The sequence below is a fragment of the Intrasporangium sp. genome, assembly GCF_040414665.1.
Taxonomy (GTDB): Bacteria; Actinomycetota; Actinomycetes; order Actinomycetales; family Dermatophilaceae; genus Intrasporangium.
Genome location: NZ_JBEDUL010000144.1, coordinates 21,366 through 35,717, shown reverse-complemented (window position 1 = coordinate 35,717; position 14,352 = coordinate 21,366). Strand labels below are relative to the sequence as shown.

Sequence of the window (14,352 nt, the reverse complement as noted above, 5' to 3'; positions counted from 1 at the left end):
GGACTAGCCTCAATGCATGACGCCCAAGGACGCGGCCGCACCCGATGAAGTGTCCGAAGCCACCGGGTTCCGGACGACCAAGATCCCCAACCGGATCTACGAGGCCGAGCTCTACCGGCTCCACGGTGAGCTGGGCAAGCTCCAGACGTGGATCAAGGAGACGGGCGCACGGGTCGTCGTCGTCTTCGAGGGCCGCGATGCCGCGGGGAAGGGCGGCACGATCAAGCGGATCACCGAGTACCTGTCACCCCGCGCCGCCCGGATCGCCGCCCTGCCTGCGCCCACCGAGCGGGAGAAGACCCAGTGGTACTTCCAGCGGTACATCGAGCACCTGCCGGCTGCCGGCGAGATGGTCCTGTTCGATCGCTCCTGGTACAACCGCGCCGGCGTCGAGAAGGTCATGGGCTTCTGCACCCCCGAGCAGCACCAGCGCTTCCTGCGCCAGTGCCCGATCTTCGAGCACATGCTCATCGACGACGGCATCCACCTGCGGAAGTACTGGTTCTCGGTGTCGGACGAGGTCCAGCTCGAGCGGTTCCGCAAGCGCCTGCACGACCCGCTCCGTCAGTGGAAGCTCTCACCCATCGACCTCGAGTCGATCACCAGGTGGGAGGACTTCTCCCGCGCCAAGGACGAGATGATGGTGCACACCGACACGCCCTTGGCGCCGTGGCACCACGTGGCCTCCGACTCGAAGAAGCAGGCCCGGCTCAACATGATCCATCACCTGCTCTCGTCCCTCCCGTACGACGGCAAGCTCGACGACCACCCCAAGGTCCAGCTCCCCAAGCGCCTGCCGAGCACGGGCTACCAGCGTCCGCCCATCGCGGTCTCGAAGTACGTCCCCGACTGGGCCTCCACGCTGGTGGCGGACCCCTCCGCTTGATCTGCGTCAAGGTGCTCGACACGCATCTGACGTGAACTGAGGGTGGGCCCGGAAGGACCGGGCCTCATCCTCAGGAGGAGTCACCATGCGCACCGCCCGCCTCACCACCGAGCCGTTCACCTGCCCCAGCTGCGTCAAGAAGATCGAGGGCGCCCTCGGGCGCACCCCCGGCGTCGAAGATGTGTCGGTCCTGTTCAACTCCAACAAGGTCAAGGTCACCTTCGATGAGGACACGGTGTCGGCCACCGAGCTCGCGGAGGTCGTGACCGGTCTCGGCTACCCGGTCCTGGCCACCAAGGTGGCCTGACATGGCCGTCACCATCACCCAGAGGGCGAGGAGCCGCATCGCGCTCGTCTCGGGCGTGCTCCTCGTCCTCGCGCTGGGGGCGGCGCAGCTCGCCGCCCCGGTGGGGACGGTGTGGCGAGACGTGGCCCTCATCGCGGCCAGCCTCCTCGCCGGCTTCCCCATCGCGGTCCGGGCCTGGGCGGCCTTGCGCGCCAAGGCCTTCAGCATCGACCTGCTTGTCACGATCGCGGTCATCGGGGCTCTCGTCATCGGTGAGTACGTCGAGGCCGCCGTCGTCTCGTTCCTCTTCCTCTTCGGTGCCTGGCTCGAGGCGCGCAGTCTCGAACGCACCCGCGCGTCGCTGCGTGAGCTCGTCGACCTCGCTCCGACGCGGGCCACCGTCATCCGCGATGGCGAGCGCGTCACCGTCGACGCTGACGATGTCGAGGTCGGCGAGACGGTCATCGTGACGAGCGGCGAGCGGATCGCCGTCGACGGCATCATCGCCTCCGGTACGGCCTCGGTCACCGAGGCGTCCATCACCGGCGAATCGGTGCCCGTGCGCAAGGAGCCCGGGGACCGCGTCTTCGCCGGCACCGTCGCCGAGGCCGGCTACCTCGAGGTCGAGGCCGATCACGTCGGTGACGACACGACCTTCGCCCGGATCATCGAGCTGGTCGAGGAGGCCCAGGAGTCGCGGACGAGGCGTCAGCGCTTCCTCGAGCGCTTCGCCCAGTTCTACACGCCCGCCATCATCGTCATCGCGGTCATCGTGCTCGCCTGGAGCCGGGACCTCGCCTTCGCGCTGACCTTCCTCGTCATCGCCTGCCCCGGTGCTCTGGTCATCTCCGTCCCGGTCGCGGCGGTCGGCGGCCTCGGCAACATCGCCCGGCACGGTGTCCTCGTCAAGGACGGCGAGGCACTCGAGGACCTCGCAGCGGTCGACACACTCGTGCTCGACAAGACGGGCACGCTGACGGTGGGCCGGCCGGTCGTCACCTCCGTCCACACCATCGGTGACCTCCCCGAGCAGGAGCTGCTCGGCCTCACGGCCTCGCTGGAGTCGACGTCGGAGCACCACCTCGGGCGTGCCATCGTCGCCGAGGCACAATCACGCCGTATGCCGCTGAGCTCCGACCTCTCGGACGTCGAGGTGGTCCCGGGGCTGGGTCTGCAGGCCCGCGTCGACGGCCACGTCGTCATGGCGGGACGTGCCGGGCTGCTCTCCGAGCATGGCGTCGCCACCGCGGAGCGCGTGTTGGCAAAGGCGACCCAGCTCGAGCAACAGGGCGCCACGGTCGTTCACGTCGCAGTGGACGGACGCCACGCGGGACTCATCGGCATCGCCGACGAAGTGCGCCCGCAGGCAGCGAGCGCGATCGCCCACCTGCGGGAGGGCGGCATACGGCATATCGCGATGCTCACCGGTGACAACGAGCACACGGCTCGCCTCGTCGCCGGGCGGCTCGGCATCGACGAGGTGCACGCCGGACTCCTCCCCGCCGACAAGGCAGCCATCGTGGGTGACCTCAAGGCGCAGGGCCGACGCGTGGCCATGGTCGGTGACGGGGTCAACGACGCACCCGCACTCGCGACGGCAGACGTCGGGGTGGCCATGGGTGGCGCCGGGACCGACGTGTCCATGGAGACCGCCGACGTCGTCATCATGACCGACCGGCTCGACCAGCTCGCCCACGCCCGACGGGTGGCCGGCGCCACGCTGCGGGTCATGAAGCAGAACACCGCCCTCGCCCTGGGCACCGTGTTCCTGCTCGTCGCCGCGGTGCTGTTCCAGCTCGTCCAGCTCGCCGGTGGCATGCTGGTGCACGAGGTCAGCGTCCTGCTCGTCATCCTCAACGCCCTGCGGCTGGTACGGCTCGACGGGCCGGGCCAGAGGGGCGCGGCCGATGTGCGGACCCACGAGGCTGACGGGCCGGTCGCCGACGTCGCCGCCCCGGCCGCCCGCACCGAGGAGAAGGAGCCCGCACTGTGAGTCATCGGCCCGGAACGTCGTGCGTGGCGATCGTGCCGCTCTTCCAGGGCCTGTCGCCCGAGGAGCAGGACGAGGTCGCCACGCACGCCAGGCCGATCCGTCGCATGAGGGGCGAGGCCATCCACCGTCCAGGCGACGATGTCTCGCACCTGCTCGTCGTCCACAAGGGCAGGGTCAAGATCAGCCACCTCGCCCCGAACGGCCATGAGCAGCTGCTCCGCGTCCTCGAGCCGGGTGACTTCATCGGCGAGACGGCGTTCGTGACCGGGTCCCGGCCGGACGACTGGGCCACGGCGCTCGCCGATGTCGAGCTGTGCAGCTTCGACCATTCCGATCTCAGCGCTCTCGTGGCGCAGTACCCCGACATCGCGGTGCGGATGCTGCACACGGTGACGAGCCGGCTCGACGCCGCCGAGCGGCTCATCGCGGACCTCACCTCGGCTGACGTCGAGTCCCGCCTCGCGGGCTATCTCATGGGCCTGCCAGCGAACCATCAGGACGGGCGGCTCGTCGTCCGCCTTCCCCTGGCCAAGAAGGACATCGCCTCCCTGCTCGGCACGACGCCGGAGACGCTGAGCCGCAAGCTCGCCGCCTTCACGGACGCTGGCCTCATCACCGTCCGCGGCCGCGACGTCGTCATCACCGACCCGGCAGGGCTGGAATCGGCCGCGGAAGAAACGGTGTCCTGACGGGCGCGTGAGGAGCAGACTGGGGCCTGGCTCGATGTGTGCAGTGCCGAGTACTCAGGAGGCTCCATGTCCCGCGTCGTTCACTTCGAGATCCAGGCCGACGACCTCGAGCGCGCCAAGGCGTTCTACGGCACCGTCTTCGGCTGGTCCTTCCAGGACTACGGCCAGATGACCGGCTCGCCGTACTGGGGGGTCGTCACCGGCCCGGACGACCAAGCGGGGATCAACGGGGGCCTGATGCAGCGGCCCGCTGCGACGCCGACCGCAGGACAGGGAACCAACGCGTTCGTGTGCACGATGCAGGTCGACGACTACGACGCCACGGAGCGGCGGATCCTCGATGCGGGCGGCGAGGTTGCCCTGCCCAAGACCGCACTGACAGGGATGGCCTGGCAGGGCTACTACCTCGACCCGGAAGGCAACACCTTCGGCATCCACCAGCCCGATCCCGAGGCGAAGTAGCCCCGGTCAGGCGGGCGCTGGTCCGTCGACGTTGATCGTCGGCGTGCCATGGCCGCAGCGGACGATGACGGCGTGCGACGGGTCATCGCCTGGGTTCGACTCGCGATGGACCGCACCTGCGGGCACGCGGATGAAGTCGCCGGGCCCCGCCTCGACGACCGCCTGCCCGCCGGGCCCTGACTCGAGCCGCATCCGTCCCGACACGACATAGATCGTCGTGTCGTGCTCGCCGTGGTGGTGCCACCCGCTGGTGGCGCCCGCCTCGGTGTCGACGGTGCCCGACCACATGCCCTCGGTGTGGAGCGCCACCTGCCGGCTCATGCCCGGTGTGGGGTCGCCCGGGCGGAGCTCGTCGGCGCCCACGCGGTCGCACGGGACGGCCGGGTCGTGCTCGGTCATGAGACCACCTCCGCTCGCTTCCCAGAGTATGCACGCCACTGAGCCCGGAAGTGCAGGGGAAACCCTGACGAGGACCGGGGGCGACCCCAGTGTCCCCGGGCTGCCATCGGGAGAAGGGTGGAGGTGTGGCCACAGGAACGAACCCAGCACCAGGCGTGTATCAGGCGGTCCCAGCCGCACCTCCTGCAGATCCGAAGCCGATCTCGAAAGCGCGCCCCTCATGACCGCCCAGACGTTGATGCCCGACCTGCGTCCCGACCTGCGTCCCGACCTGCGCCGTGACGTGCAGGAGCCGCAGCGTGTCGTGACGTCACGTGCGGCCTTCCCGGTCCGCCGAGTGCTGCAGATCGGTATCTCGCTCGCGGTCCTCGTGGCCCTGCTCGTCCTCGTCCTTCCCTCGGTGACCGGCGCCTCCTGGGAGTCGGCGACCAAGGCCCTTGCCTCCGTCTCGCTGTGGCAGCTCGCGGGCCTCACCGCACTCTGGCTCATCGGGCTCTGGGCCTACTCCTTCGTCCTTGCGGCATCGCTCCCCGGTCTCACCAAGGGTCAGGGCTTCGTGCTCAACCTCGTCGGCAGCGGCGCCTCGAACCTCGTGCCCTTCGGCGGCGCCGTCGGGGTCGGCGTCACCTGGACGATGGCCAGGCAGTACGGCTTCACCCACCGCGCCATCGGCCTCTACACGGCGGTCACCGGTATCTGGAACCTCTTGGCCCGGCTCGCCCTCCCGCTCGCTGGGCTCGTGGCGCTGCTCGTCGTGGGGGCCCGCGTCAGCGGCCCCATGCTCCTGGCCGCCGGAGCCGGCGCAGCAGTCTGCGCAGTCGTCGTCACGCTCGTCGTCGCGGCGCTCGCGAGCAACCGCTTCGCCGACCGTCTCATCGCGGTCATCGTCCGGGCGCATGGCTCGATCGCCCGACTGACCGGCCGCCCCGAGCCCGAGGGCCTGGAGAGCTCGCTCTCGAGTCAGCGAACCAGTGCCGTCGAGCTGCTCAAGCGAGGCCGCGGGGGGCTCGTCGTCGGCATGCTCGCCTATCTCGTGCTCCAGGGCGTCCTCATGTGGGCGTGCCTCGCGGCCGTCGGAAGTGACCTGGGCTGGGCCGAGGTGACCGCCGCTTATGCGTGCGGCCGGATGTTGACGACTGTGGTCCTCACGCCTGGCGGCACTGGGTTCGCCGAGACCGGGACCGCCGCCGTGCTCATCGCGCTCGGCGGTGACCCGGTGGTCTCGGTCGCAGGGGTGCTGCTCTTCAGCTTCTTCACCTTCGTCTGCGAGATTCCCGGAGGGGCCCTGGCCTACCTGTGGCACCTCGGCGCGCGCGGCTGGCGTCGAGCGCCTACGTCCGGCCGGACGCTCAGCGAGTGCGCGGCTGGTTGAACCGGAGCATGTTGCCTGCAGGGTCCCGGAAGGCGCAGTCACGGACCCCGTAGGGCTGGTCGATCGGCTCCTGGAGGACCTCGCCACCAGCCGCACGGATGCGCTCGAAGATGCCGTCGACATCGTCGGTGGAGAAGATGACGGCTCGCAGCAGCCCCTTGGCCAACAGCTCGGCCATGACCTCCCGATCCTTGGCGGAGGCGTTGGGGTCGGCGAGAGGCGGCTCGAGGACGATGGCGACGTCAGGCTGGGACGGCGAGCCCACGGTCACCCAGCGCATCCCCTCGAAGGAGACGTCGTTGCGGACCTCGAGCCCGAGCACGTCGCGGTAGAAGGCGAGGGCCTTGTCGTGGTCGTCGACGGCGATGAAGCAGGTGGACAGCGTGATGTTCATGCGCTTCAACCTAGGGCCGCGCAGCGGGTTTCGCTTCTCCGTTCCTGATTGGTCTGGTGTGGATCTTGGCGATGCACGGTGGGATGGCGGCGCTCGCCTCGTGGTCGCGCGCGCGGTAGGCACTCGGGCTCTCGCCGACCAGCTCGGTGAACCGGGAGCTGAACGAGCCCAAGGAGGTACAGCCGACTTCGAAGCACACCTCCGTCACCGACAGGTCACCTCGGCGCAGCAGTGCCTTGGCCCGCTCGATCCGGCGCGTCATGAGATAGCTGTACGGGGTCTCGCCGAAGGCGGCCCGGAAGCTGCGCGAGAAGTGGCCGGGGGACATCAGGGCGACGCGCGCGAGGGCCGCCACGTCCAGCGGGCTGGCGTAGTCGCGGTCCATCGCGTCACGCGCGCGGCGCAACCGGACCAGATCGTCCAATGTCACCAGACCACCATGCCACAGCTCGCCACCTCCGGACCTGGGTCCGGATCTGGCGGCGCGCTGGTCTGGATCCGCGCCGTTCTGGGACCCGGGTCCCCGTCTGGCGGCGCCCGTCTGGGCTAGGCCGCGCTGATTCCCTTGCGCCCCTTGGCGAAGTACGTCAGCGGTCCGACGAAGTTGACCGCGATCATCGCGGCCCACTTCGCCTTGCTGCCGTTGATCTCACTGGCATCCCGGGTCGCGAGGTCGGCCCACGCAGTCGCGGCGAGCGCCAGCTGGACCGATCCGGCCACGAGGATCACCGCCTGCTGCGCAGTCGTCAGGTCCGACCACTTCTTCTTGGCCATCCACACTCCTCCCACAGTCCGTCCACCCATGCTCTATCACGCAATGGGTGCCGACGGGAGCCGTTCATCTGGAAGCGCGGTCACGGAGCACCCGGACCACGGCTGGCGCGAACCCGGTGATCAGCAGCACCGAGAAGACCGTCGCTCCGACGGGGTTGTCCGTGCCGAGGATGACGGCCGCGACCGTCCCGACTCCGATGACGACGACCGACCAGCTGTGCAGGAGCTGTGCCCGCCGGAGGGCGACCGCGGCAAGCGGAGCCGCGAGCAGGGCGCCGAGCAGGTAGGGCGCGAAGACCAGCACGAAGAACCAGGACGACTCGAAGGCCTCGATGACGGCCAGCGCTGCGGATGCCTCGGCCGACGCCGCCAACGCGTCATTCAGCACGCCCCAGGACACCAGGTGAACCATCTGCCCGATCGCGTACAGAGTGCCGATGACGGCGGCCGTCCAGGCCCACCGCGGAGACCGGTCGACCGTCAGGCGCCAGACGGCGGGGACCCAGGCCAGCGTGAACAGGGTCATGGCGAACATCAGCACGCCGTAGGTGTTCCACAGTCCAGCGTTCGCCGCGATCGCGGCGAAGAAGGCTGTGGGGTCCGAGCTCGGGCTGGTGCCATCGAGGGCAAGCGACTCGAGGGTCCCGGCGGCCCAAGCCGTGATGGGCGCGAGCAGGAGTGCGATGGCCCCGGCGGCCACTGCGAACGACGGGCGCCGACGGCCCTCGGCGTTGGTGGCGGTGGTTGTCTCGATCAGCGCGGACATGGGTGTTGGTTCCTTTCGGTCGGTGCCGACGCCTCCCGCCGGCCACACGACGGTCGCGCAGGTCGAGGGGGGAGCGCATCGGCCGTCGGGCGGCGCCCGGTCGCCGGAGGGCGACCCGCGTGGCGCGGAGCGTTGCGCCGCCCCCCGCCCTGCGGCGGAGGCGGTACCGACTCAGGGCGGTGCCGCCTGCTGTTGGGCTCCGTCTACGCTCCAGGCATGCCGAGCCTCCCGAACCGCGTCTCGTGGTGGCTGACCGCCGCGAGCGCCGCGTGGGCAGGCGCACTCCTGGCGTTGGAGGGGCCCGGTCTGGGCCTGCTGGGCGTCGGCATGGCGGCGTGGTTCGGGGCCGCCGCCTGGGTCGTCACGCGCTGGCCGTGGCTCGGTGTGCTGCTCAACGCAGGCGCTGTTCTGGCGCTGGGCCTGATGGGCTTGCCGTCCGAGAACGCCGCGCCGCTCGGTCCGGTCCTGATCGCGCTCGTCACGATCGGCTACCTGTTGTCACCGCGGACGAGCATGTGGGCGGTCCCCGCCCTGCTGGCCGCGACCGGGACCTCCGCCCACTGGCACCTGCCCAGTGTCGTCTTCGGGCTCGTGTTGCTGCTACTCCCTTGGTGGTTCGGGGTGCTCGTCAGGGGTCGCGACGCTCGTCGCCGATGCGCGGCGGAGGACGCTCGGCGTCTCTCACTCGTGGATCCGTCGGCGCACGCCCGGCAGACGGCGGCCACCGAGCGCGAAGAGGTGGCGGCCGGGGCGTTCGCGGTGATCGGGAACGCGGTTCACCAGATGACCGAGACAGCGATCGCCGCGCGGGAGTCGCTCGAGCCGGCCGCGATCGACGCCATCCACCGCAGCGGTGAGGAAGCGACCCAGCGCCTGCGCGCCCTGTTGGTGCTGCTGCGCGAGCAACCACCCGTCGCTATCGCCTCCTCGGGCGCACTCCCGGCCGCACCTCGGGCCGCACCTCCGGCCGTGGCCGCGCTGCTGGGGGCAGCGGCGCTCCTCGCGACCGCCGCAGTGACCGACCTGTTCGAGCCGGACCGCGACGGTCTCTGGGTGGCCGTCGCGGCAGCCGTCCTCTCGTGGTGGGCTGGACGAGCCGGCACCCGACGCACGAGCTTGGCGTGGCTGGTCTTCGCGGCGACGATCCTCGCCCTGATCACGGTCACCGCCCCCGACAACCTGCCGATCCAGATCGCCATGCTCGTGCTCCCGTTCGGCGCAGCGGTCGCGTGGTCGGGACAGCACGCAGCCGAGGCGGTGCATCTCGTGGAGGCCCAGTTGCGGCAGGCTCACATCGAGGCCGCTGAGCGGACTGCCGTTTCCGATGAGCGGCTGCACCTGTCCCGTGATCTGCACGATGCGGCCAGCCACGCGGTGGGCACGATGATGATGCAGGCCAACGCAGCCGGGGTGCTGCGCGAGCGTGATCCCGACGGAGCGCGGGGCGCCCTCGACGCCGTCGTCGACATCGGCCGGGAGGCCACCCTCGAGCTGCGGGCGATCAGCACCGTGCCGAGGCGATCTCGTGCCCCGCTCAGCACGTCGACGCGCCCGAGCGGGCCGGACGGCACCATCGACCTCAGGCACGAGATCACCCGATTGGTCGAGGCGGCCCGAAGCGCCGGATCCCGCGTGACGACGGACCTCGATGTCAGGACCGACGCAGACCTCGCGGACGCATGGCTGCTCCTGCGGGTCGTCCGCGAGGGACTGGCCAACGCCGTGCGCCACGCGCCTGGGAGCGAGGTGACCGTGGAGGCGCGACTAGCGGGCCACCTGGCCGTCGCAAGAGTCACCAATGGGCCGGCCTGCCCGGATCGATGGCATCACTCGGCGGTGTTGGCGAACACCGGTTCGGGTCTCGGGCTGCGCGGCCTGCGCGAGCTCGTCGATCAACGGCACGGCGAGCTGACCGCCCGCGAGACCGGCTCGGGCTTCCTGCTGTGTGCGATGCTCCCCGCGCGCCACCCGATGACACCGGCGGTCGGTTCGTGATCCGCATCGTGCTTGCCGACGACCAGTCGCTGCTGCGCGCCGGTCTGCGATCGGTCCTCGCCGCGGAGGACGACCTCGTGGTCGTCGGTGAGGCCTCCGACGGTGCACAGGCGGCCCGCACCGCACAGGCCCTGGACGCCGATGTCGTGCTGATGGACATCCAGATGCCGGGCGTCGACGGCATCGAGGGGGTGCGTCGCATCGTGGCGCGCGGAGCTCGTGCCAAGGTCCTGATGCTGACGATGTTCGACCTGGACGAGTACGTCTACAGTGCTCTCCGCGCCGGCGTATCGGGGTTCCTGCTCAAGTCGGCTCAACCGGAGCAGATCGTGCGGGCCGTCAGGGACGTGCACGACGGCGCGCTGCTGTTCGCGCAGACGGTCACGAAGCGACTCGTGGAGGCGTACGTCCGTACTCCGCCGTCGGCCGACGGCGTGCCCGCGGCGCTCGCATCCCTGACGGAGCGGGAGCTCGATGTCGTGTCGGGCATCGCCCGCGGGTTGTCCAATGCCGAGATCGGGGCCGAGCTCCATCTCGGTGCGGCGACGGTCAAGGCTCACGTCAGCAACATCCTGGCGAAGCTGGAGCTGCGTGATCGCGTGCAGGTGGTGGTGCTCGCCTACGAATCGGGCTTCGCCACCGCTCGGTGAGGCGCTGTCTTGCCCTGCCAAATCCGGTCGCGTGTCAGTGCGGTGACGTGAAACGTTGGGCGGGTGAAGATCTCGAATGGGTCAGCCGAGCTCGCAACCGAGGTCGTTGGGGAGGGAGCCGACGTGCTCCTGCTGCACGCCGGTGTCGCGGATCGTCGGGCCTGGCGTCCTCTCGTGGAGCGGCTCGCGCCCACGTGCCGGTGCATCTCGTTCGATGCCCGTGGCCACGGCGGGACGACCTACCAGCCCGAGGCCTTCTCGAGGGTGGACGACGCCATTGCCGTGCTCGACTCGCTCGGCTCGACCGGAGCGGTCGTCATCGGCAACTCGATGGGGGGACGGACGGCCCTTGATCTGGCCCTCGACCACCCCGAGCGGGCGACGGCACTCGTCCTCATCGCGCCTGCGATCAGTGGCGCTCCGCAGGGCGAGGACTCACCGGAGGTCCAGGCCATCGACGAGCAGATGCAGGCAGCCGACGACGCTGGTGACCTCGACCTGCTCAACCGGCTCGAGGCGCGATTCTGGCTCGACGGCATCAACGGTGGCGCCGAGGGACGCATTGGTGGGCACCCCCGTGAGCTGTTTCTCGACATGAACCGACGGGCCCTCGCCGCGGATCCGACGGGGGACGAGGACCGCACGACGAACGCCTGGGAGCGCCTGGAGCAGGTCGCCGTGCCGACCCTCGTCGTCGTGGGTGACCTCGACTACGACGTGTCCACGGCAAACGCGCTGACGGCGGCCCAGCGAATCCCCGGTGCGCAGGTCCTGAGGCTGCCCGATGCCGCCCACCTGCCGGTTCTCGAGGGGAACGAGGCCTGCCTGCGCGCCGTCACGGAGTTCGTCGCGGCCCACCGTCCGTAGGGACCTGCACCCGGAGTACACGGCTCTCGATGCGGGCCTCGAGCCACACCACGCCGCCGTGCTCGTCGCCGTCGACGTGGATCGTCAGGGGGGACTCGGTCTCGACACGGACCGACGTCACTGACGTGTAGTCGAGCCCGGCCACGTCGCCCGGCCAGTGCAGCAGGCCCTTGAGCGCGATGGGCACCCAGCCGACGACCATGGACGGCGCGACGGCGGCGAGGTGGAGCACGCCGTCATCGATGCGGGCGCCCGGGAGGACCTCGATGCCGAGCGGGATGCGACCGACATTGCCGGCCAGCAGGCACCACAGGTGGAGGTGCTCGGGCGGTCGTCCGTCGCAGCTGACCGTCATGGGCAGGAGTGGCGCGCCGAGCGTCACGACGGCCGGGACGAAGTAGGCGACCCATTGCGTGTGCTTCTTCAGGGCGGGCCTGACCAGCTCCACGGTTCGCGCATCATGGCCGATGCCCGCCAGCACGACGAACGCTCCCTCGCGGACCTGGCCGTCACGACGCCCCCACCGTGCCCGGCCGAGGTCCGCATCCTGCGGCTCCCCGTCGAGCGCGACATCGAGAGCGCGCTCGACCGACCCCAGCGGAAGGCGAAGGTTGCGGGCATAGAGGTTGGCCGTCCCGCGTGGGACGATCCCCATCGCGACGCCGGTCCCGGCGAGGGCGCTCGCCGCCTCGCGGACGGTCCCGTCGCCGCCGCAGACGACGACGATGTCGCTTCCGTCCGTCACCGCAGCCGCAGCCTGTCCGGCGCCGGGATCTTCGACGGTCGTCGTGAGGACGGTCGGCGCGGGCCACCCCCGGCAGTGACAGGCGGCCTCCACTGCACCGCCGAGGCGAGCGACCGAGACTCGGATCGGGTTCGCAACGACGGCAACATGCACTCATCGAGTGTGCCCGACTGGCGGGGCACCAACCCGGCTGGTGCCCCGAGGAGCGAGCCCAGCGGCATACGGCATCGTCTTGGGGGACAAGCGGAAGGGGTCGAGGGCACCCGCGCGGGCGACCTCGACCCCTTCCCTTGGTCGACGATCACATGGTTGAAGCGTGTCCCGATGCGGTTGACCGGAAGTTGCCCTTCGCCTTCGCGCCGTTGATGAGGCTCGTGTTCATGGCGTAGTTGAGCACTGCGTATGCCACCGCGTCGGAGTTCTGCTCGAGCGCGAAGGCATTGTTGTTGGCGTAGGTGTCGCAGGCCTGGTGGTAGCACGGGTCATAGGCGATGCCCGCCGTGCCGCCCCAGGTGGCAGCCTCCTCGGCCGTCTTGATGCCTTCGGCGCCGGTGAACAGGCCGCCCGAGGGGATCCCCGCCGCGATGAACGGACCGTAGTCCGAGCGTCCACTGAAGTCAGTGCCCTTGTAGGGAATGCCGCGGGACTCGAAGAACGCCTCGAACGTCTTCTCGATCTGTGCCGACCCCTCCGGCCCGGGTCCTGCTCCGGTGCGGTCCGAGTCGTCACCGTCGTAGATGAAGAAGACGTGGTTCGGCGAGCCGATCATGTCGAAGTTGAGGTAGAGCGCGATCTTGTCCCGCTCCGCCTGGGACAGGTGGTCGACGTAGTAGTCCGAGCCGACGAGGCTCGCCTCCTCCGCGCCCCACCACGCAAAGCGCACGGTGTTCTGCGGCTTGACCTTGCCGAGGTTCTCGGCGACCTCGATGAGGGCGGACGACCCGCTGCCGTTGTCATTGATACCGGGTCCGGCATCGACCGAGTCGAGGTGCGCGCCAGCCATGACGACGTTGTCGGCGTTCTTGCCGGGCAGCTCGGCGAGGACGTTGCTCGTCGTCGCCGTGCCGCGGAACGTCGACGTCTTGATGTGCATGACCAGTCCGGGAGTGGCGGCGAGGGCCTGGCCGACCGCTTGGGTCGTCTGCACGACCGGGATCTCGAGCGCGAAGTCGTTGCCCAGGGTGCCGCTCAGGGCACCGGGGATGTTGTTGTAGATCATGACGCCCGCGGCTCCGGCGTGGTACGCGTTGGTCGCCTTGATGGCGAACGCGCAGCCGCCTCGCTGGATGAGGGCGATGCGTCCAGCCGTGAAACCGGCAAAGTCGGAGGCCTCGCACCCGGGTGTTGCGTCCGTCGAGAACGGGGTGAGTGCCGTCACCGCAGCGGTGACGTCTCCGCTGCCGGAGTACTCCATCGTCGTCGCGTCGATGGGTCCGGGGTTCGGCGAAACCCGCTCGACGACAGCGGGGGCCAGGTTGATGAAGGCCTGGTAGTTGAACTCCTGCCTCGTCACGTTCCAGCCTGCCGCCTGGAGCCGTTCGGCGACGTAGTCGGCTGACGCGTCATACCCCGGCGTGCCCGAAGCGCGGGTGCCGTTGTTGTCGTCCGCGATCTGCTGCAACGCGGCCTGGTGCTCGCGAACTCCGTCGAGCGTCACGCACTCGAGGAGGTTCTTGACGGTGTTGTTGGTGCGGGTGTCGCAGGCCGGCGACGCGGCCGATGCGGACACCGCCGCGGCGGTCCCTCCGCCAGCAGCGAGCAGCGCCGCCACGAAGGCGGCGGCCGTGCGATGCGTGCGTTGACTCATGTGTTTGCTCTCTCTCGATCGGTCCCACCGGGCGGTGGCCACGGCGGCATGCGAAGGGTCTGGCTTGTGGTCAGGCATGAGAGTGCTCGACGTGGGTCAATCGGCGACTCGGATCCGCGCGCTCTGAGGGTCGGCGCCGCGCTGCGCCATCTGGAGGCTTGCTGACATCGTCGTCCGCATTCCCTTCGCCCCAAGGGGTCTGGTCGTTTGGGACAACCTAGCGACGGAGCGCGCGCGTGGGAAGAGCAGTACGGAGCCCCTGGTGCG

Annotated in this window: 16 protein-coding genes; 9 read left to right on the top strand and 7 right to left on the bottom strand. The window is 69.9% G+C overall.

Features of this window, described 5'->3' with window-relative positions; genetic code table 11:
* The first annotated feature begins 16 nt into the window (after positions 1–16).
* The 5 genes from ppk2 to ABF401_RS15180 all read left to right on the top strand — a co-directional run bounded on the left by ppk2 (position 17) and on the right by ABF401_RS15180 (position 4,316).
* On the top strand, positions 17–886 hold the full coding sequence (gene ppk2 / locus ABF401_RS15200; RefSeq protein ID WP_353510412.1) for a polyphosphate kinase 2: 870 nt from the start codon (positions 17–19) through the stop codon (positions 884–886).
* Positions 887–971: 85 nt separating this feature from the next.
* Positions 972–1,193 carry a heavy-metal-associated domain-containing protein gene (locus ABF401_RS15195; RefSeq protein WP_353510411.1) on the top strand — a complete coding sequence of 74 codons (222 nt, stop codon included), beginning with the start codon at positions 972–974 and terminating at the stop codon, positions 1,191–1,193.
* Position 1,194: 1 nt separating this feature from the next.
* Positions 1,195–3,165, top strand: a complete 1,971-nt coding sequence (locus ABF401_RS15190) for a heavy metal translocating P-type ATPase (protein ID WP_353510410.1) — start codon at positions 1,195–1,197, stop codon at positions 3,163–3,165.
* Positions 3,162–3,854 (top strand): Crp/Fnr family transcriptional regulator, encoded by a 693-nt coding sequence (locus ABF401_RS15185; protein ID WP_353510409.1) that lies wholly within the window; start codon positions 3,162–3,164, stop codon positions 3,852–3,854. Before ABF401_RS15190 ends, ABF401_RS15185 begins: the two co-directional genes overlap by 4 nt.
* Before the next feature lie 66 nt (positions 3,855–3,920).
* On the top strand, positions 3,921–4,316 hold the full coding sequence (locus ABF401_RS15180) for a VOC family protein (RefSeq protein WP_353510408.1): 396 nt from the start codon (positions 3,921–3,923) through the stop codon (positions 4,314–4,316).
* Between the two features lie 6 nt (positions 4,317–4,322).
* Here the strand turns inward: ABF401_RS15180 and ABF401_RS15175 are convergent, their stop codons facing one another.
* On the bottom strand, positions 4,323–4,715 hold the full coding sequence (locus ABF401_RS15175; protein WP_353510407.1) for a cupin domain-containing protein: 393 nt from the start codon (positions 4,713–4,715) through the stop codon (positions 4,323–4,325).
* Between the two features lie 220 nt (positions 4,716–4,935).
* On the opposite strand from ABF401_RS15175, the gene ABF401_RS15170 reads away from it, so the two are divergent.
* A complete protein-coding gene (locus ABF401_RS15170; protein ID WP_353510406.1) occupies positions 4,936–6,087 on the top strand; it encodes a lysylphosphatidylglycerol synthase transmembrane domain-containing protein in 1,152 nt (383 codons plus the stop codon).
* On the opposite strand, the gene ABF401_RS15165 is transcribed toward ABF401_RS15170, so the two are convergent.
* From ABF401_RS15165 to ABF401_RS15150, 4 genes are all read right to left on the bottom strand, one after another.
* Positions 6,065–6,481, bottom strand: a complete 417-nt coding sequence (locus ABF401_RS15165; RefSeq protein ID WP_353510405.1) for a VOC family protein — start codon at positions 6,479–6,481, stop codon at positions 6,065–6,067. The two genes, ABF401_RS15170 and ABF401_RS15165, sit on opposite strands and share 23 nt — an antisense overlap.
* A 10-nt stretch (positions 6,482–6,491) precedes the next feature.
* Entirely contained in the window at positions 6,492–6,866 is a 375-nt protein-coding gene (locus ABF401_RS15160) for a helix-turn-helix transcriptional regulator (RefSeq protein WP_353510436.1), read from the bottom strand.
* A gap of 161 nt (positions 6,867–7,027) precedes the next feature.
* Positions 7,028–7,255 (bottom strand): hypothetical protein, encoded by a 228-nt coding sequence (locus tag ABF401_RS15155; protein ID WP_353510404.1) that lies wholly within the window; start codon positions 7,253–7,255, stop codon positions 7,028–7,030.
* 64 nt (positions 7,256–7,319) lie between these two features.
* Entirely contained in the window at positions 7,320–8,021 is a 702-nt protein-coding gene (locus tag ABF401_RS15150; protein ID WP_353510403.1) for a hypothetical protein, read from the bottom strand.
* Between the two features lie 216 nt (positions 8,022–8,237).
* On the opposite strand from ABF401_RS15150, the gene ABF401_RS15145 reads away from it, so the two are divergent.
* The 3 genes from ABF401_RS15145 to ABF401_RS15135 all read left to right on the top strand — a co-directional run bounded on the left by ABF401_RS15145 (position 8,238) and on the right by ABF401_RS15135 (position 11,533).
* A complete protein-coding gene (locus ABF401_RS15145; RefSeq protein WP_353510402.1) occupies positions 8,238–10,016 on the top strand; it encodes a sensor histidine kinase in 1,779 nt (592 codons plus the stop codon).
* Positions 10,013–10,666, top strand: a complete 654-nt coding sequence (locus ABF401_RS15140) for a response regulator (protein WP_353510401.1) — start codon at positions 10,013–10,015, stop codon at positions 10,664–10,666. Before ABF401_RS15145 ends, ABF401_RS15140 begins: the two co-directional genes overlap by 4 nt.
* 63 nt (positions 10,667–10,729) lie before the next feature.
* Entirely contained in the window at positions 10,730–11,533 is an 804-nt protein-coding gene (locus ABF401_RS15135; RefSeq protein ID WP_353510400.1) for an alpha/beta fold hydrolase, read from the top strand.
* Here ABF401_RS15135 and ABF401_RS15130 read toward each other — a convergent pair.
* On the bottom strand, positions 11,502–12,431 hold the full coding sequence (locus ABF401_RS15130) for a diacylglycerol/lipid kinase family protein (protein WP_353510399.1): 930 nt from the start codon (positions 12,429–12,431) through the stop codon (positions 11,502–11,504). The two genes, ABF401_RS15135 and ABF401_RS15130, sit on opposite strands and share 32 nt — an antisense overlap.
* Positions 12,432–12,579: 148 nt before the next feature.
* Positions 12,580–14,085 carry a M28 family metallopeptidase gene (locus ABF401_RS15125; RefSeq protein WP_353510398.1) on the bottom strand — a complete coding sequence of 502 codons (1,506 nt, stop codon included), beginning with the start codon at positions 14,083–14,085 and terminating at the stop codon, positions 12,580–12,582.
* Between the last annotated feature and the right edge of the window lie 267 nt (positions 14,086–14,352).

Coding starts and splice junctions, on each gene's coding strand:
- ppk2 (WP_353510412.1), top strand. CDS start 17: ATGACGCCCAAGGACGCGGCCGCACCCGATGAAGTGTCCGAAGCCACC.
- ABF401_RS15175 (WP_353510407.1), bottom strand. CDS start 4,715: ATGACCGAGCACGACCCGGCCGTCCCGTGCGACCGCGTGGGCGCCGAC.
- ABF401_RS15165 (WP_353510405.1), bottom strand. CDS start 6,481: ATGAACATCACGCTGTCCACCTGCTTCATCGCCGTCGACGACCACGAC.
- ABF401_RS15170 (WP_353510406.1), top strand. CDS start 4,936: ATGACCGCCCAGACGTTGATGCCCGACCTGCGTCCCGACCTGCGTCCC.
- ABF401_RS15150 (WP_353510403.1), bottom strand. CDS start 8,021: ATGTCCGCGCTGATCGAGACAACCACCGCCACCAACGCCGAGGGCCGT.
- ABF401_RS15145 (WP_353510402.1), top strand. CDS start 8,238: ATGCCGAGCCTCCCGAACCGCGTCTCGTGGTGGCTGACCGCCGCGAGC.
- ABF401_RS15195 (WP_353510411.1), top strand. CDS start 972: ATGCGCACCGCCCGCCTCACCACCGAGCCGTTCACCTGCCCCAGCTGC.
- ABF401_RS15180 (WP_353510408.1), top strand. CDS start 3,921: ATGTCCCGCGTCGTTCACTTCGAGATCCAGGCCGACGACCTCGAGCGC.
- ABF401_RS15160 (WP_353510436.1), bottom strand. CDS start 6,866: ATGGACCGCGACTACGCCAGCCCGCTGGACGTGGCGGCCCTCGCGCGC.
- ABF401_RS15190 (WP_353510410.1), top strand. CDS start 1,195: ATGGCCGTCACCATCACCCAGAGGGCGAGGAGCCGCATCGCGCTCGTC.
- ABF401_RS15155 (WP_353510404.1), bottom strand. CDS start 7,255: ATGGCCAAGAAGAAGTGGTCGGACCTGACGACTGCGCAGCAGGCGGTG.
- ABF401_RS15125 (WP_353510398.1), bottom strand. CDS start 14,085: ATGAGTCAACGCACGCATCGCACGGCCGCCGCCTTCGTGGCGGCGCTG.